Genomic DNA, 18742 nt, shown 5'->3' on the forward strand with positions numbered 1-18742 from the left:
ACAGAAATCTCAATATAACCCGAAAGGCACCTGCGGATGCCGGTCGGGTTCGCAAGATTGCCAAACGGTTTCCCCAGTCCCGGTGTACGAGCCCAAGGGGCGGACGAACTCTAGGGGTCATTCTATGGCATGGCGTTCAACGCACGCAACACTCAAGCCCAAAACGAGCCACGCGATCTCTATTCGACACGCCGATGTTCGAGTATAGAGAAAACCGTACGCCCCCGTAACCTACGGAATCGTAAGAAAATGGCCAAAACGCACCAATACAGCGGTTTTTTGACGGAAAAATGTAGGGGCGTTCCGGTACAGCATAGAGTATGGGAACAGATGAAAAATCAACACTGGGCACTGCTTCTGACCCCCAAGCAGCGCAAGAAATCTCCACCCCGCAGGCTGACGCCACCGCTGCCGCGACCAACGACGAGCAGCACAACAGCGTGCAGCTGACTCCCGATGCATCCGACGGCATCGTGAAGCGTTACACAACGCCCCTCAAGCATCCCATCGATGCGGATATCAACTTGTACGATTTTCTTGAGGACCGTGTCTCACGACTGCCGGACACCCCAATGATCAGTTACAAGGATGAAGCCGGCGCGTGGCAGAATTACTCGGCCACCGAGTTTCGTGACCTCGTGAAGTCAATCGCCAAAGGCCTGATTGGATGGGGAGCACGTCCGGGTGAGTCCGTCGCGATCATCGCCCACACAAGCTGGCAGTGGGTGGCGCTGGACATGGCCATCATGTCGATTGGCTGCGTGACAGTACCCGTCTACGAAACGAACTCCCCCTCGCAAATCCGCTCGGTATTCAACGATTCTGAAGTGGTGTTGGCTTTCGCCGAAGATGACGAACAGGCCGCCAAGATTGAAACGGTCAACGACGACATTCCGTCGTTGCGTGACGAATTCACAATCACGGCCGGCGCAATCGATGCGATCCGCGCGTTTGGCACGAGCGTGGACGACCGTGAGTTCCAGGCGCGCAAGGATGCCTGCCACGGCGACCACCTGGCGACGATCATTTACACGTCAGGCTCCACAGGCACGCCGAAAGGTGTGGAAATTTCACACCGCAACATGGCCGCTGAATGCATGGACGCGTTGCAATACATGCCGCGCGCCATCAACATTCCCGACCGCAGGCTGCTGCTGTTCCTGCCGATGAGCCATGTGTTCGCACGGTTCATGTGCATTGTGGGATTCTCGGGCACGTTGACCGTGGGTCTGAGCAGCAACATGAAGACAATTGTCAAGGATTTCGAAACGTTCGGTCCCACACTGCTGCTGGCTGTGCCGCGCGTGTACGAGAAGGTGTACAACGCGGCCTCCCAGCGTGCCGGTACGGGCGTTGCGGGCAAGATGTTCGCGGGAGCCGCCGAATGCGCGATTGAATGGTCGGCGCTGGAACAGGCCGGAGAGAAGCCGACGCTGCGGCTACGCATGAAGCATGCGTTCTACGAGAACATCGTGTATAAGAAAATCCGCACGATTTTTGGACCAAACGCCGATTTCGCGATCACGGGCGGCGCGCCGATGGACTCAAGACTGTCGAACTTCTTCAATGGCATCGGCATGCCCGTGCTCGAGGGCTACGGCATGACGGAAACTTCGGGACCCGTGTCCGTAAGCTTGCCCGAAAACAACCACATTGGCACCATCGGCCAGCCGCTGTGCGGCACTACGGCCGGCGTGGCCGAGGACGGCGAGTTGTGTTTCAAGGGTCAGTGCGTGTGCATGGGCTACCATAACCAGCCTGAAGTCACGGCACAGCAGATTGTGGACGGATGGATCCATACGGGCGACCTCGGCGATATCGATGAGGACGGCTTCATCACTATCACGGGACGCAAGAAGGACCTGATCATTACGGCAGGCGGCAAGAACGTGTCGCCGTCCGTGCTGGAAACCACGATCATGACGTCGCCTGTGATTTCGCAAGCGCTGATTATTGGCGACCGTAAGCCTTTCATCGCGGCGCTGATCACGCTTGATCTTGAAGACGCGAACGCATGGCTCGTGGCCCACGGTGCGCAACCGGCTGAAAATCTTGAGGAACTGTCGAAGAACCCGATTATCCGCATGGAAGTGGAGCGCATTATCAAGCGCGCCAACGAGGGTGTGTCGCGTGCCGAATCAATCCGCAAGTTCGAGATTCTGCCTGACGAGTGGACGGTGGACAACGGCATGATTACCGCGTCTCTCAAGACGCGTCGCGCGCAGATTGTGGAGCATTACAAGAAGCTCATCGATACTGTGATCTACGTGCCGCGCAAGAAGTGACGGCAGCGGATTGACGGAAGGCCGTAACCAAGCGATTGCCTGGTTACGGCCTTTATCATAAGTTGACAGTGTGTTGCCGGCATGGCGCGCAAGTGCCTCATAAGTGCCGCACACTGGCGGATCTCCCGCTTGGCTCAGCCAGATGCGGGCTATCCTAACGAGACATGTGTGGTGTCACTGAATGCCTCGATCCATGCTTGTTTCTCCATCGCGACGGGCGCGCAGATGGAACGCTGCGATGAGGCAGCCAATGGCGATCAGCTCAATGACAAGCATCGTCAGGAACACGCATGAGCCGCCGAACATCGTGGCGTGAGCGTAAGCCGCCGTTCCCTCAGCGCCGTTACCGGCCTGCGCCACGGTGATAATCGTGGAGAAAACCGTCATGCCAAAAGCGCCGCCGACCTGTAGTGAGGTCTGGAACACGGCCGTGCCGTCAGGAATGAACTGGGGTGGGATGCCGGCGATGCCGTCGGTCATGATGTTCGAAATGCTCAACGAATAGCCCACACCAAAGATGAAATAGAACGCAGCCAGCATGAAGGGCGACATCGTGGTCGCGAACGCAATCATGAGCAGCAAGCCCACAACCGACACGAACATCGGCACGAGAATCGGCAGGCGTGCGCCGAACCGGTCATAGAGCATGCCGCCCACGGGCGCGAAGAACGCGCCAACCAAAGCGCCCGGCAACACGAGCAGGCCGGAAATCAGTGCGCTTTGTCCCATGCCAAGCTGCGCCAGATTGGTGATGACATAGCCGAAACCGATACCAAGCATTGGCATCAGCAAATACGGCAACACGTGCAGCAGTGAAATCGGGTCGCGCAGCCAACCCAGACGCAGCAATGGCGAGAAGGAACGGCTTGACGACCAGCAGAAGAACACGAGTGACGCGATACCCACGAGCAACGCCACCACACCGATGATGAGCGCCGTCGTCGCGTTGGTGCCGGCTACCATATGCGAGATGCCGGAACCAATCTGGTTCACGCCCAATACCAGGCCGATCAGCGCCACAAAAATCGAAACGAATCCCGCAAGGTTAAATTCGGCGTGGACAGGAGCAACCATCTGGCGAATGCTCTTCAATCCCAATGGCAAGGATATGATCAGCAAAATCGGAATCGTCAACAATAGCACTTGCCGCCAGGTCATCACTTCAGTCAGTGCGCCGCCAACAGTCGGGCCAATGGCCGGTGCCACGGTAATTACGAGCGAGCCGATGCCCATCAGACGGCCCACCTTGGATTTGGGCGACTGCTCAAGAATGATGTTCATCATTAGCGGGGTGGCAATGCCAGCGCCCACGCCTTGGACCACGCGCGCGCCCAACACCATCCAGAACGCTGTGGAGAAATACATGATAATCGGGCCGGCGACCGCGGTGGCAAGCGCGAATACAAACAGCGATTTTGACGTGAAGCGTCGTTTGAGGTAGCTCGAAATCGGCATGATCGCACCGACTACGAGAATGTAAATCGTGGTCACCCATTGCACGGTGGCGGTGTCCACATGGAATTCCTGCATGAGTGCCGGGAAGAGCACGGTCATGACTGTCTCGGTCAGAATGCCGAGGAAGGCCAGGGATCCTACGGCCAGGATGGAGCCGATCAGGAATCCGGGGATGTGCTCGTTGGTTGTGGCGAGCCGTTCTTCGTTCTCGATCTTGTAGGCGCGATCATCCATGGCGTCCACGGAATGCAAGGAATCCAAGGGGTCCAAGGGATCCAAGGATGGTTCATTCCTGCGGGCGTTCATGGACATGGTCGTTGGGTTCTGTGACATGAGTTGTTGTGTCTTGCCTCTCCTTATGCACGTGCAGATTGCTCTGCCGCGACAATTGCCCGATTCGTCGGGTTTCGTACGCCCCTTATATGCATGAGTCCATGAGGCCATGCCAAAGCCGCATAGCGACGCGATTCTTGGGCTGTTGAACATGGTAAAAGCCCGTTGGCGCTCTATGCGTGTCAATGTGTCGGTATTGCGGTCACCGCGTATGCATGGGAATCATGGCGGTCCGGCCAAGTCCGCATCCTAGTGCATGCGGGTGTGCTGGCGGAACCGTACTGGGACCGTTTGGAATGTACCTCAGCATGGCGGACATTCCTCATGTTGTTATGCTCGGCAGCGCACCGTTTCCGCCACTGTTTTCGGCACTATTCAATGTGCTGTTCTTCCGAACCATTCATGCGGCCATCCCACAAGCATTGTTGCAGGTCGACGCGCATGCCCGCGGCTCCAGCGTTTGAGTCATCGCCAGCGATAAAACGTACGCATTCCTGTTCCAGCAAAGCCTGCTGCTCCCCTGGGCCCCCAAAGGCGAATCCCGGAGCCAACGAACCATCACGGAACACCACGCGATGGCAAGGAATGACGCCGGGCTGCGGATTGCGGTGCAATACTCCCCCTACCATGCGCGCCGTTCGCGGGCGCCCGGCCAGCTGCGCCACCATGCCATACGTAGCCACATATCCTTGCGGAATGGCCATGACAACGCGGTACACGGCCTGCGAAAACCCTTCAGTCATGGTGGTCAACAGTTACTCCATGGTGCGGTTGCTAAATACATATCCTCTAGTTTTTGTTGCTCGGAACAATAACTTGATATGCGATTCTAGATGTTGTATCGCACCAAGGCAATGACATCATGATTGATGGTTTTTGATGCAGGATCGGCCAGCATGTCGGCGATAGTAGCCCATTTGCACTGGTGGCCACCAACAGTGAAGGTTCCCTCAGGGGCCCGTTGCTCCGGCAAGTTGAAAAGGATTGCTTCATACAGCCGGTAGACATAATGGCGTGTTTCTTCGTGTTCTGTTGAATTCTTCACACTTTCGCCGGTACCGCGAATCTCGAGCTGGCAATCATCTTTCGGAAGGCCATATTCGGCATACAGGTAATTGATCAGATCTCGGGTATCGTCTGCGATATCAGGAGTGGAACGGCGATTCGGGAAAAACCAGCAGTTCCATTCCGCATCCCAATACTAAAGAAACCTGTTCTCAAATCCAGTCGCCGGGTTCCTGATTGCCATAATCGAACTTTCGACAATATTCATGGCGGCTATCTCCTTGTATAAGTTTTCTGCAGTATATGGGCGCAATATCAACCCAACAATCCCGTACACTGTCAGTGCAATTCCGAGCACCAGCAGAAAGACTCCTCCTACATAATGCTCAACATCAAAAGCCGCTGGAATAAAATATGCCAGTTATTAGAGTCAGGAGGCTCTCACCCAGCGGCTTTAAGCCGATGAAATTGCGTCGTTGAGCAAGAACGCTTTCCAGATCTTGTTCACGAATCATCAGCACCATGTCACCACATTCTACGCAGCATAAGGATTACTCGATGCGACAATCAGCGCCGCCCACGGTCGGGCCAATCGCCGGAGCCACCGTGATCACGAGTGAACCGATGCCCATGAGTTTGCCGATCTTGGTACGCGGCGCTTGCTCAAGAATGATATTCATCATCAGCGGCGTGGCAATACCTGAACCGATGCCTTGCAATACGCGCGCCACCAGCACGAGCCAGAATTGGACACTGACGAGCATGACGAGTGAGCCTACGACCGCGAATGTCACTGCGGCCACGAACACGGTTTTCAGCGTGAACCGCCGCGTCAAAAATCCTGAAATAGGCATCGTCGCGGCCACGACGAGCAGGTAGATGGTCGTCACCCATTGCACAGTGGCTGTGGAAACACCGAATTCGCGCATGAGTTCAGGAAATAGCACGGTCATCAACGTTTCGGTCAGAATGCCAAGGAACGCCAAGGAGCCCACGGCTCCAATTGATCCAATCAGGTATCCGGGAACGCGGTCATTGGCTGCAGGCGCGGGAGAGCCACCCCATTCGTCCTGGATATAGGTTTCTTCCTCCTGCAACCGTTCATCAGGTTGCGAGGAATCGTTCAATTGACTGGCTTGTTTGGATGAAGGCGAGGCTGATACGGGCACGGTAATATGCGACATCGTGAAAGAAATCTGAAATCTGGAGTACAGAAATACGGCCTCCGGAATCCGGCAGGGCACGGCTGCGCCAAGGCAATTTCCTCTCGCAACAGTGCGTAACCTACCGCCTCAATCTGGACAAATCCGCCACGCCGGCCGTTTCGTCACGTCGGTTCGTCATGTCGGTCCCGCTCGCCAACTCGCCAACTCGCCAATTCGACAAGCAGTTGCGATCCCCTAACGCGCCGCACTGCTCTGGTTCGCCGATTTGTCACACAGTTGCGATTCGCTGATTCCTCACGCAGCTGCAGCACACTGTTTCACTACATCGTTCCGACTATTGCGGCTTACCGATTCGCCTTGCAGTTGCAGCACGTAGTTCATTTTCCTCGACTACCGCTCATCGTGCAAAATGTTGCGGATGCGTTCAAGTCGCGGTCCTATCTCGCGCTCGTACCCGCGGTCATTGGGATGGTAGTACTCGGTGCCCACGAGCTCATCAGGCAAATATTGTTGCGTAGCCACGGCGCCCGGCACGTCATGCGCGTAAATATAGCCTTCATGATTGCCCCACTGCTCCATGAGTTTCGTGGGCGCGTTGCGCAAGTGCAATGGCACAGGTCCCGCTTTTCCGGCGTCCACGTCGGCGAGCGCCTGGTTGATGGCCTGGTAGGTCGCGTTTGACTTGGGTGCCGTGGCCACGGCCACAACGGCTTCCGCCAGGATTAGCCGTGCTTCAGGCATGCCGACGAGCGCCACGGCTTGCGCTGCTGCAACGGTGACCTGCAGGATTTGCGGCGCTGCCATGCCCACTTCTTCAGCTGCGGCGATCATGATGCGTCGCGCTATGAACCGCGGGTCCTCCCCTGCCCGGATCATGCGTGCCAGGTAGTGCAGGCTTGCATCCACGTCCGATCCGCGCATCGATTTGATGAACGCGGATGCCACGTCGTAATGGTCGTCTCCTTGCTTGTCGTAGCGGATTGTCGCCACATCCATGACTTGCGCCACGATTTGGGCTGTTATTTCCGGGATTCCCTCTTGGCTCGTCGTTCCGTTGCCACGCTGCGCCTCACTCTCATCGTCTAGCGCCCCCGCTGCGGCTTCAAGGATTGTCAATGATTTGCGCGCATCCCCGCCGGCCATGCGGATAATGTCTTCCACGGCTTGGTCGCTGATGCTGACGGTTTCGTTCAGTCCATGCTCACTGACAATGGCACGGCGGATCACGTCTTCGAGTTCATCATGGTCGAGTGATTCGAGTTTGACGACGACCGACCGGCTCAGCAACGGTTTGATGACCGAGAAGCTTGGGTTCTCAGTGGTGGCTGCGATGAACGTGATGTCACGGTTTTCCACACTGGGTAACAATGCGTCTTGCTGCGATTTGGAGAAGCGGTGCACCTCGTCAATGAACAGCACGGTTTCTTGGCCCGAAGACACAAGACGTTCATGTGCGCGTGCCAATACGGCGCGCACGTCCTTGACGCCGCTCGTGACAGCCGAGAGTTCCTCAAACGCGCGGCCCGACTGTTGCGCCACAATCGTGGCCAATGTGGTTTTGCCCACGCCTGGAGGGCCGAACAGGATAATCGAGCTTGGCGCCGTCAACGATCCCAACGATGCAGGGTCGGCTAAACGTCGCAAAGGAGACCCGGACTGGAGCACACGCTGCTGGCCGATGACTTCGTCCAATGTATGGGGGCGCATGCGCACAGCGAGCGGGCGCACCATGCTTTCGGGAGCCTCTGCCGCCGCAAACAGATCCTGATCCATCACGCACCTCCCAACGTCGCTTCCACCATGGTAGTATCCATAACGACTATTGTCGAACATATGTTCGAATGCGTGTCGAACACGTCTTTGCATATTGACCAAAGTGGCTGATATTGAGCATGTAGAGGCAGATATTCGCGGCGAGCGCACGGCCCTTATAATTAAAAACGTTTGTGATGGAAACGAGGCGGCATGAGCGACACAACCGAGAACGGCACAATCGAGGAGCAGCACACCAATGGTACGTCTGGCTATGGTTCGTTGGCGGCATTGGTGCCGCCTGAGCGCGATTTGCCGCTGGACCAGGATGAGATTTTTGAGCGCTTCTTCACATGGGTCGAACAAAACAAACATATCGAACCGTGGCCCCATCAAGAAGAAGCCATCATGGATTTGCTGGCCGGCGACCATGTAGTGCTCAATACGCCGACGGGTTCAGGCAAATCACTCGTGGCATTGGGCATGTGTTTTGCAGCGTTGTGCACGGCGCGCACCGCCTATTACACGGCTCCAATCAAAGCGCTCGTCTCCGAGAAGTTCTTCGACCTTGTCGAGGTGTTCGGCCGCGAAAACGTCGGCCTGATTACCGGCGATTCACATATCAATGCGGACGCACCAATCATTTGTTGCACGGCCGAGATCCTGGCCAACCAAGCGTTGCGTGAAGGCAAACGCGCCGATGTGGGCTGTGTGGCGATGGACGAGTTCCATTACTATGGCGACCCTGAGCGCGGTTGGGCTTGGCAGGTGCCGTTGTTGACACTGCCAGACACCCAATTCTTGTTGATGAGCGCCACGCTCGGCAACGTCGATCAGATTGCCGACAAACTTGAGCAGATGACCGATCGTGACGTTGATATCATTTCCAACGCGCCACGTCCGGTCCCGTTGACGTTCGAATACACTACCGAACCGTTGGAGAAGACGATTCAGTCGGCTTTGGCCGAGCAAGAGACGCCAATCTACGTCGTGCACTTCTCACAAGACGCAGCTTTGGATACCGCGCAATCCTTGGCCAATGCCGGAGTGTCCACCAAAGAGCAGCGTGAAGCCATTGCCGAAGCGATCAAAGGATTCAAATTCACGACTGCGTTCGGTAAAATCCTGCATCGTTTGCTGCGCACAGGCGTAGGCATCCACCATGCCGGCATGCTGCCCCGATATCGCCGTCTCGTCGAAACACTCGCCCAGCAAGGGTTGCTGCCAGTCATCTGTGGCACCGACACATTGGGCGTGGGCATCAATGTACCGATTCACTCGGTGGTGTTGACCGCGTTGACGAAGTTTGACGGCAGCCGTATGCGCAAGCTGCGTGCCCGTGAATTCCATCAGATTGCCGGGCGTGCAGGTCGTATGGGATTCGATACGGAGGGTCTGGTTATTGCCGAGGCTCCCGAGTTTGAGATTGAAAACGCTCGTGCGATCGCCAAAGCCGGGGATGATCCGAAGAAACTCAAGAAAATCAAGCGTAAGAAAGCGCCTGAAGGATTTGTGGCTTGGAATGAGTCCACGTTCGACAAGCTCATTGATGCCGAACCGGAAACGCTTAAACCTCATTTGGAGATTACACATTCCTTGGTGCTCAACATGGTGCAGCAAGGTGGTGATACACGCAAGCGCGTCAGCCGTCTTATTGACGATTCATCGCAGACACCGGAAGAAAAAGAGAAGCTGCATCAGCGGGCTGACGAGATTTTCCAGACGCTGTTTGATACGAATGTCATTGAAGTCGAAACTGATGAGGATGGCCGACAGTTCTATTACTTGACTGTGGAGATGCCCGACAATCTGGCATTGGACCAACCGCTCTCCCCGTTCCTGCTTGCGGCACTTGAACTGCTCGACCCTGAATCACCCACTTATGCGCTGGACGTGCTTTCCATGGTCGAAGCCACGTTGGAAGACCCGCGTCAGATTCTCAAAGCGCAGCAACGCCAAGCGCGTGATAAGGCTATGAGTGAGATGAAGGCTGATGGCGTGGAATACGACGAGCGCATGGAACGCTTGCAAGAAATCACTTACCCGAAGCCTTTGGAAGAGCTGCTGGACGCCGCGTTCACACAGTATCGCCATGATGTGCCATGGGCCAATGATTACTGGCTCTCGCCCAAGTCAGTGGTACGCGACATGGTGGAAACGGCATCCGACTTCACGGGATACATCGCCCGCTACAACATCGCACGCTCCGAAGGCACGTTGCTGCGTTACCTGTCTGACGCTTACCGCGCACTGGCATACACGGTGCCTCCTGAGAAACGCAATGAACAGCTCAGCGACATCATTTCATGGCTGCGTCTTGTGGTGCGCTCGATTGATTCGAGCCTCGTTGATGAATGGGAACAAGCCGGTACCACCGATTCGGAAACGGCAGCCAATCTTGCCGCGCCTAGCGTTGACAAGAACGCCGTTGTTGAAGACCGTCGAGGCCTTACCGTGCTCGTACGCAACGCCATGTGGCGCCGCGTGCAATTTATGGACCTTGAAGATGCAGAAACTTTGGGCACACTCGATCGACCCTGGGGATATGGCCCCCACGAGTGGAACGATGTGCTCGACGATTTCTACGACCAGCATGAGTACGTGGGCATTGATGCGGCCGCTCGCAGCGGCGAATGGTTCATCCTCGACGTGCGCGGTGAACTGGAAAACCATACTTGGAAGGTGCGCCAAATCATCGACGACTCCGACGGCGATCACGACTGGGCCATCACCGGCACCATCGACCTCGACGCCACCCAAGAAACCGGCGAAGTCGTCTTCAAGGAATACTCCGTCGACACCATCTGATGCCACAACGCTCAATCGACATCTCCAATTCCCATAATTCAGTAAAATTGGCAGTCAAAAACAGGTGGTGCTGCATATGTAGATATGCAGACCACCTGTTTTGCAATGAGGCAACAGTATTCAGTTTCTCGCACTCATGAGCAGTCAATACATCGCAAATATTCTAATATTTGCAATATATGTTCCCTCAGGAATAATGAATCCAACAATTAGCATTGTTTGTTCATTGTGACATTAGAATTAACATTATAAAATATTTTGCATGAAATACACTTTCAACGATGAAAGATTAGACTTATGCCAAAACTGATAATTGCTGTCATTGTTGCATTCCTTTCCATAGGAAGCCATTTTTACACACCACACATTTCAGAGACTGACGAGAGCCACCCACTTTCTCAACAATCAATCCATACTGTTGTATGGAGAAAGCCAATCGATTGGGGCGATCTGTTGCATGTCTACCGATCAAAGAACGAATGCTTCCGAGCAATAAAGTATGTTGAGCATAGATTCCCCAATACACATTGCCGCCCAATCCCGACGGTAATCGTACATGGTTATTAATGGGAGGCCATCTCGCCACCACACAAATCGAATACCGCAAGCATCCCAAAAGGCCACACCAGGCAAGCATGGTCCCTGCGCGAAGCCTTACTGCAGCGCCTGGATGATCGAGAAGCTTTCCCCATGGCACACGAATGTGTGGAGAGTTTGACATATCGGATATTCCCCGAACCTCCTCGACCGACAATCTATGTGTTAGTTTGGGAGTTCATGAATTCCATGCAAAACATCGAGTATCGCATGCAATGCATCGAACAAGATTCACCATTGCCAGATGGATTCTTTTCAATCACACAAGGGATTCAGGAGAATAATTATTAATTCACCTTTCATTCAATTGATTGATAATCGATTCGCGGTCAACGTCCAGTGACGGCCATGTCATGTTGAAGTTCTTCATCGTGTTGCGCAGCAGTTCGGAGACGACCATGCGTGAGTACCAGCGCTGGTCACTTGGAATCAAATACCAAGGAGCCCATGTGGTGCTGGTGCGTTCAAATACGTCTTGCCAGGCTGTCATGTAGTCGTTCCAGCGGTCACGAGCTTCCAAATCACTGGGGTCGAATTTCCAGAATTTGCGCGGGTCATCCAAACGACCTAAGAAATGCTGTTTCTGCGCTTCCTTGCTGGAGACCAAGTAGAACTTCAGTACGGCACAGCCTGAGGCAACGAGGTTATGTTCGAATTCATTGACTTCGTCATATCGCTGCATCCACTCATCTTCAGGCAATGTGCCATAGACATGGGGCATCACGATGTCTTCATATTGGGACCGATCGAAGATGGCAATCCAACCCGGGTTCGGCAGTTCCTTGCGAATACGCCACAGGTAATTGTGGTCCTTCTCCACAGCGGTTGGAGCTCCGAAGCCGTGATAATGGATGCCCATCGGATTGACCTGACTGAACACATGCTTGACGATGCCACCTTTGCCTGAAGCATCCATGCCCTGCAAGATAATCAGCACCCTGCGCATGTCGCCACGAGTACCGTTCGCATACATGAGCTGCTGGTAGCGTTCAATTTCCAATGCGCTCAAATCAAGGAACCGTTGGCATTCCTCTTTGGTGCCATGGAACCCCGGCGTGGACCCCGCATCAATATCAGTCAGATGCGTTTCATTCTTACGGAACACCAACCGTTGGGCTGGCGGCTGCGTGAACACCGAACTGAGTTTCTCACTGGCTTTTGCCGCCGCAGTCATGCGTTCAACCACATCATCCATCGTGTTGATCTTGGCGATGCGCTTTTCAATCTTCTTGAGCTTCTTACCGATATCCGACCGCTTGGCGGTCTCTTTCTTGGTTTTCGACGCCTTTTTGGCTTGCTTCTTGCCTGTATCCGCTGCCATGGAGCCGATTGTGGCGCGTTATTCTGTGAATTCCATCAAAACCCGCCGATACCTCAAAACTAAGAAACCGGTGCTTTAGCCCGTCGTCCCCACATCAGTGCATGCGTAGCATACAGTCGTTTCATCTATCACTATCCGTAGCTAACTAAGGCCCTAACTACAGTTCATACGTATTACGAGGTTTATTATCATGTGCCACTGCAATATTCCAGCCACACAAACGTAAGAACATATATGGCACGTCTCTTCTGATAGGTACATCTCGCGCAGCAAATAGCAGAGAGGTTCCAACCTCTCCATTTCGCCATCGCGGCCGAGAATGTTTACTCAGGAGAATCATCTTTGGAACTGGTCGATGTGCTAGACGAACACACTCTGTTGCTACAACATGCATAGTTGCTACACAGAATGACAGCGCATGAAGGTGTGGTTTTGGTGTACCGGCCGGTACCGGAAAACTACGGATTCAAGGTTGGTTTGTGATCTTTGCTTATCGGGTCGGTAAGCAAAGACGCATTTTCTGGTATAGAAGTGCAGTTTTCCTGACCAGGCTGGTAAGGAAAGATGCGGTTTTGGAAGCAGAAATGTAATTATCCTGACCATGCTGGTCAGGAAAGATGCATTTTCAGGACCGGAATTGTAGTTTTGCTGACCATGCTGGTCAGGAAAGATGCACTTTGGGGGCTGAAAGTGCAGTTTTGCTGACCAAACTGGTTAGCAAAGATGCATGTTGGGGCACCTGCGCATGAGCTGAGCATGAAGGTGCGGCTCTGGTGATGCCAGCAGGGATGAAACGACGCAGGTAGGAGCAGCAACGCGCGCGCGTCACTTCCCCATCCGCCGCAATTGGTGTTGGAGTGTCTATCCGTCATGGTTGTTGTGGCCGTTGGTTGGCCTTATTCGTCTGCGACGAAGGCCACGCACTCCGCAGCCAGAAGAGCAAGACCTACGCATCTGGGTTTGCCTACACAACGCACCAGGTCCGGCTCCCCATTTTCAGGGGAACCGGACCTGGCATCTTCAATCAGCACACGTGCAAGCGGGTTGCCGTGGCAGCGCAGCGCAGCGCCAGCCACCTCGGCACCTCAGCATCTACACCGCATCAGCGCTAGAACGCGGGCTTCGTGTTGTCGTTGTCACGTCCTGTGCCACCGTTGCGGCGCCACGGATGCTTTTTCGGCTTCGACTTCGCCTTGGGCTTCAGCTCATCATTCGCCTCAGCCGCACCGGCACCAGCACCGACGGTCCCAGGCAGCGGCCCATCCGGCGGTTGTACGAGTTGGAACTCGCCCGTGGGCTCAGGATATTCGCGATCGCGCGCAGCCGAGACCACATGCTGGCTTTCCGGATGCGTCTCATCAAAGCCCTGCTGGTAGCGCGTAGCGCGCCACTTGTGGATGCTCGCGTTGGTGCCACGGTGATGCACATGGTACAAACGCTGCATACCACCCAATGGCTGCTCTTCGTGTGCCACGGCGATCTGGTTCACGTTTGACGGATCCATGATGGCGATTGGAGCCAACGGTTCAGCTTCGGTCGGCGCCATCGTGCGCTCTTGCATGCGTGTGGGCAGCCATTCAGCCAGCTTCGACAACGCCGCGCAGACGATGAAGTAGATGACGGCGGCCACCACGAGCGTTTGCAAAATGTTGAAGTACATCGAGCCCAAGCGACGCGACTCCTGCAGCAGATCCGTATACATGATGATCGAGCCCAGAGCCGTATCCTTGAGCACCACGACGAGCTGCGTCACAGCGGCAGGCAGCATGGCGAAGATCGCCTGCGGCACTTCGACTTGCATCAGTGACTGTGTGCGCGTCAGACCCAACGCCAATGAGGCTTCTCGTTGGCCATTGGGCAAGTTGCCCACGCCGGAACGCACGAGCTCAGCGATGACGGAGCCGTTATAGAGCACCAGAGAAATAACCACAGCCCAATACGACGGGCTATCCCAGCCGATGAACGCGAACGCACGCCAGAAGAAAATCATCATGATCAGCACGGGCACGGCTCGGCAGAACTCCACCACAATGCCGCACACGCCACGCAGCAGCACGTTCGGCAGCAAACGGCCGACGCCCAGAATCAAGCCAAACAGCACGGCCCCCACCACGGCGAGCAGGGACGCGCGAATCGTGGCCCACAAACCCGGCAGATAGAAGTCGGACCAAGCCTCACCATCCAAAGCGGGCTTCCACAGCTCCCAGCTGAGCTGGTTCTCGCCATCCGGCGGATTGTGCAAGCGTAGAAGGATCAGCACGAGCACAATCACAAAAATGATGCCGGCCACCCAATTGGCAATACGGATGCGCTTGAGGGCCTTGGGGCCCGGAGCGTCGAACAGAACGGATTCACCTGTTGCACTAGCCATGGTTCACCTCCTGACTGCAAGTTTGTTCGACAGGAACGTGGTCAACACGCCAATCGGGATGATCAAAATCACGTAACCGATCGCGAAGATCAAGAAGATCTGGATAATCACGTCGGGGCGGAACTCGATCATCTCGCTCATCAGCGAGGACGTTTCGGTCGCCACTGACGCGGCCGCCGCCACTGTCGAGTTCTTCAGCAACGCGATCAGCGTGTTGCCCAGCGGCGCCACCGAACCGCGGAACGCCTGTGGCAAAATGATCAGCGTGGCTGACTGGAAGAAGTTCAATCCCAGCGCGCGCCCCGCTTCAGCCTGACCCAGCGGCACCGTGTTGATGCCCGAACGCAGCGATTCGCAGACGAACGCCGCCGTATACAAGCTCAAGCCGACCACTGCCAGCCAGAAGAAGTTCGTGTTGAAGTTGTCGGAGAAGCTCACTTTGAGCTGTGCGAACACGCCGAGCACCATGAACACCATGATGATCGTCAACGGCATGTTCTTGAACAGCTCCACATACGCTCCTGCAACCTTGCGCAGCGAGGTGATCGGGCTGATGCGCATCATCACGAGGATCACACCGAGCACAGCCGAAATCAGCGCGGCCCACAACGTCAGTTCAATGTTGACGAGGAACGCGCCAAGAATGTCATACTTCTGGAAGAGTTCAACAAAAACCTGCATGTCACTCCCCTTCCGTCGGGGTTGGCGGGTTGAACTTGGGATTCGGCGTGAATCCCGTACCTTTCGTGTTTGCATCCAGGGCACGCTGCCAACTGCCGTCCTCAATCATTTCGGTAATGGCCGCGTTGATTTTGGTTGCCAGTTCAGTGTCACCTTTCTTGATGCCCACACCGTAATACTCTTCCGTGAACGGTTGTCCGACCACTTTGAGCTTGCCGCGCGAGTTCGCCGCCAGGCCCGCGAGAATAATGTCGTCGGTCGTCACGGCGTCCACAATGCCCGAGAACAGTGCCGTCGCGCATTCCGCGTAGCTGGGCTGTTCCATGAGCTGCACTTCGCTGGCGAACTTTTCCTTGACCGTCACGGCCGAGGTGGAGCCCGTCACCGAGCACAACCGCTTGCCGTTCAAATCTTGCGGCCCTTTGATTGAATCGTCGTCGGCACGCACCATCAGGTCCTGGCCGGCCACGAAGTACGGGCCTGCGAACGACACGGCCTGCTTACGCGCGTCCGTGATCGAGTAGGTGGCCAGGATCATGTCCACGTCACCGTTTTGCAGCATTGCTTCACGCTGTTTGGGCGGGGCTTCTTTCCACACGATATCCGCGTCGGAGTAGCCCAGGGAGTTGGCGATATAACGCGCCACATCCACGTCGAATCCTTCATAAGTGCCGGATTTTTTGAATCCCAGGCCCGGCTGGTCGAATTTGATACCGATGCGGATTTTGCCTTCCTCATTGGATTCGTTCGACCCGCACGCCGCCACTGACACGACGCAGGCCACCGCGCATGCAGCCGCCGCGACGCGTCGCATGACGCGTGCCGTCAATGATTGTTGCTTCTTCATACAGTCGCTTTCCATTTGGGTTGCGTTCGTTCGCGTGTGCACCCGCGCTCAGTGCGTGAGGATCTTCGACAGGAAGTCCTTGGCACGTTCCGTCTTGGGGTGTTCGAAGAATGCGTCGGGCGTATCTTGTTCAAGAATCTGGCCGTCCGCCATGAATACGATGCGGTCGGCTGCCTTGCGTGCGAAGCCCATCTCGTGTGTGACGCACAGCATCGTCATGCCTTCGTGCGCAAGTTCGACCATCACGTCGAGCACTTCGTTGACCATTTCCGGATCGAGTGCCGAGGTCGGCTCGTCGAACAGCATCACTTTGGGATGCATGGCGAGCGCTCGGGCGATGGCCACGCGTTGCTGCTGGCCGCCAGAGAGTTGCGATGGCATTTTGTTGGCTTGGGATGCCACACCGACGCGGTCGAGCAAATCCATGGCCTCGCGTTCGGCTTCCACTTTGTTGCGTTTGCGCACTTTGATTGGTGCGAGCGTAACGTTGTCGAGGATTGTTTTGTTGGCGAACAGGTTGAATGACTGGAACACCATGCCGACTTCCGCGCGCAGCTGGGCCAGCGCCTTGCCTTCTTGCGGCAGCGATTGGCCGTCGATGCGGATGTCACCTGAATCGATGGTTTCGAGTCGGTTGATGGTGCGGCACATCGTTGACTTGCCCGATCCGGACGGTCCGACGATGACGAGCACCTCACCTTTGTTGACTTTGAGATTGATATCTTTGAGTACGTGCAGCGCACCGAAATGCTTCTCCACGTGATCGAGTTCCACGAGCACGTGCGGCTTGTCCGCACCGCCCGCCACGGTCGCCTGAGGCGTGTCTACTACGTTCGTCTGTGTCATAACCGTGTAGTTTATAAAGATTTTGTAAACGGTTACTTCTGATTTGCTGCAAATAGGTCAGCCTCACCCCTCCCGCCTACGATCCGTACTGCGTTTGTTGTCGGCGGCCTTAGGTGGCATGCTGTGGTAAACGCTTGAAATCTGGCCGTTTGTCCGCTTCGGCGAATACGAGCGACAAAATATGTCACCCGGATTTGCGTAGTACGCTGCGTATTCTCTGGGAGCAAAATAACTGATGGCGCATGGCAGCAATCAAAAAGCCGGCTGCCGAATGACAGCCGGTGGTGAGCGATCAGCTTTCGTACGTTTAGCGGGCGGTACGTTCGACGACGAGGAACTGGGTGATCTCGTCGAGTGCGAGCTCACGGTCGGAACCCGTGAACGTGTGTCCCAGGTTGTTGTAGAACGTGGCTGTGCAGTTGGGCATGACCTCGGCGTAATTCTTGGAAGCGTGCGGGCTGACGACCTGATCGTCGTTACCTTGCACGCACAGTGCCGGGCCGTCGAAGCGGGCCGGAACCTCGTAGACGGGCATGATGCGGATGATGCGCGGGAAACGGCCGCTCATCTTGGCCTGATGGCTCGGAATGTCAATGGTTTGAGGAATGTGCATCGGGTCGAACGTACCGTCGAGCACATGGCCGTGCATCGCGTCGGATTTCGACGTGGCAGCCGGGGCCATCAGTACGAGCGAGTGAATCACGTCGGCATACATGCCGGCTGTCATGCCGGCGACAACGCCGCCGAACGAATGGCCGAGCAGTGAAATTTTCTCAACGTCGTCAAGATTGCGCACGTAATCAAGCACAGCGATCGCATCCTCAATCTCGGTGTACGGGTCAAAACCGTTGGGCTCGCCACCCGACTTGCCACGGCCGTCAAAGTCGAACCGCACGGTCATGAACCCGGCCGCAACGAGCTTGTCGGAAAGCTCAGCGAACAAATCGGTGGGCTCGTATCCGAGCGTGCCGAACAGGCCGTGCATCATGATAACGGCAGGATAGCGCACGTCCAACGCGCCGTTGGAAGCCGGCCGCGTGATGCGCGTGTGCAGCTTGATGCCTTCACGTTCAATATCCAAATCCTCAACACGGAAATGCTGTTCAGCCATGAGTCCTCCTGTATGCTCCATATCCGCGCCGGCCGGCAACCCACAGTGGCCAACGTGACGTAACTGGCGTCCAGCATACGAACCCATTCCTCAAAAACGCTGACAACCGTTGCATTTCAGCTGCCGGCGCGAAACCGTAGCGTGATGAGCACACCGTGCATGAA

The 18742-nt window shown here is 55.6% G+C and carries 13 protein-coding genes and 1 pseudogene; 2 read left to right on the forward strand and 12 right to left on the reverse strand.

Annotation, left to right across the window (positions count from 1 at the left end):
• Positions 1 to 470: 470 nt before the first annotated feature.
• A complete protein-coding gene (locus BGLCM_RS06045) occupies positions 471 to 2285 on the forward strand; it encodes an AMP-dependent synthetase/ligase (RefSeq protein WP_044085145.1) in 1815 nt (604 codons plus the stop codon).
• 174 nt (positions 2286 to 2459) lie between these two features.
• Here the strand turns inward: BGLCM_RS06045 and BGLCM_RS06050 are convergent, their stop codons facing one another.
• The 6 genes and pseudogenes from BGLCM_RS06050 to BGLCM_RS06070 form a co-directional block, all read right to left on the reverse strand.
• A complete protein-coding gene (locus BGLCM_RS06050) occupies positions 2460 to 3974 on the reverse strand; it encodes an MFS transporter (protein ID WP_148401540.1) in 1515 nt (504 codons plus the stop codon).
• A 470-nt stretch (positions 3975 to 4444) separates the two neighbouring features.
• On the reverse strand, positions 4445 to 4816 hold the full coding sequence (locus tag BGLCM_RS06055) for an MGMT family protein (protein WP_006294801.1): 372 nt from the start codon (positions 4814 to 4816) through the stop codon (positions 4445 to 4447).
• A gap of 86 nt (positions 4817 to 4902) precedes the next feature.
• A complete protein-coding gene (locus BGLCM_RS08665) occupies positions 4903 to 5118 on the reverse strand; it encodes a hypothetical protein (protein WP_238548640.1) in 216 nt (71 codons plus the stop codon).
• 352 nt (positions 5119 to 5470) lie between these two features.
• Entirely contained in the window at positions 5471 to 5602 is a 132-nt protein-coding gene (locus tag BGLCM_RS08705) for a hypothetical protein (RefSeq protein ID WP_006294805.1), read from the reverse strand.
• A 45-nt stretch (positions 5603 to 5647) separates the two neighbouring features.
• Positions 5648 to 6154: pseudogene (locus tag BGLCM_RS06065) on the reverse strand (MFS transporter); the annotation flags it as partial.
• A gap of 480 nt (positions 6155 to 6634) precedes the next feature.
• Complete coding sequence (locus BGLCM_RS06070) at positions 6635 to 8017, reverse strand: replication-associated recombination protein A (protein WP_006294807.1); 1383 nt, start codon at positions 8015 to 8017, stop codon at positions 6635 to 6637.
• A gap of 192 nt (positions 8018 to 8209) precedes the next feature.
• Here BGLCM_RS06070 and BGLCM_RS06075 point away from each other — a divergent pair, with 192 nt between their 5' ends.
• The gene (locus tag BGLCM_RS06075; protein ID WP_006294808.1) at positions 8210 to 10804 is read left to right on the forward strand and encodes a DEAD/DEAH box helicase; all 2595 of its coding nucleotides are present in this window, start codon (positions 8210 to 8212) and stop codon (positions 10802 to 10804) included.
• An 889-nt stretch (positions 10805 to 11693) separates the two neighbouring features.
• Here the strand turns inward: BGLCM_RS06075 and BGLCM_RS06080 are convergent.
• The 6 genes from BGLCM_RS06080 to BGLCM_RS06105 form a co-directional block, all read right to left on the reverse strand.
• A complete protein-coding gene (locus tag BGLCM_RS06080) occupies positions 11694 to 12722 on the reverse strand; it encodes a PPK2 family polyphosphate kinase (protein ID WP_006294811.1) in 1029 nt (342 codons plus the stop codon).
• A 1108-nt stretch (positions 12723 to 13830) separates the two neighbouring features.
• Positions 13831 to 15093 (reverse strand): amino acid ABC transporter permease, encoded by a 1263-nt coding sequence (locus BGLCM_RS06085; protein ID WP_006294815.1) that lies wholly within the window; start codon positions 15091 to 15093, stop codon positions 13831 to 13833.
• 3 nt (positions 15094 to 15096) lie between these two features.
• Positions 15097 to 15774 (reverse strand): amino acid ABC transporter permease, encoded by a 678-nt coding sequence (locus BGLCM_RS06090; RefSeq protein WP_006294816.1) that lies wholly within the window; start codon positions 15772 to 15774, stop codon positions 15097 to 15099.
• Position 15775: 1 nt separating this feature from the next.
• Positions 15776 to 16621 carry a glutamate ABC transporter substrate-binding protein gene (locus tag BGLCM_RS06095; protein WP_044085051.1) on the reverse strand — a complete coding sequence of 282 codons (846 nt, stop codon included), beginning with the start codon at positions 16619 to 16621 and terminating at the stop codon, positions 15776 to 15778.
• A gap of 48 nt (positions 16622 to 16669) precedes the next feature.
• Complete coding sequence (locus tag BGLCM_RS06100) at positions 16670 to 17467, reverse strand: amino acid ABC transporter ATP-binding protein (RefSeq protein WP_006294818.1); 798 nt, start codon at positions 17465 to 17467, stop codon at positions 16670 to 16672.
• A 307-nt stretch (positions 17468 to 17774) separates the two neighbouring features.
• The gene (locus tag BGLCM_RS06105) at positions 17775 to 18578 is read right to left on the reverse strand and encodes an alpha/beta hydrolase (RefSeq protein WP_044085052.1); all 804 of its coding nucleotides are present in this window, start codon (positions 18576 to 18578) and stop codon (positions 17775 to 17777) included.
• Between the last annotated feature and the right edge of the window lie 164 nt (positions 18579 to 18742).

Origin of the sequence: Bifidobacterium gallicum DSM 20093 = LMG 11596 (assembly GCF_000741205.1) — a bacterium.
In the GTDB taxonomy this organism is placed as follows: Bacteria; Actinomycetota; Actinomycetes; order Actinomycetales; family Bifidobacteriaceae; genus Bifidobacterium; species Bifidobacterium gallicum.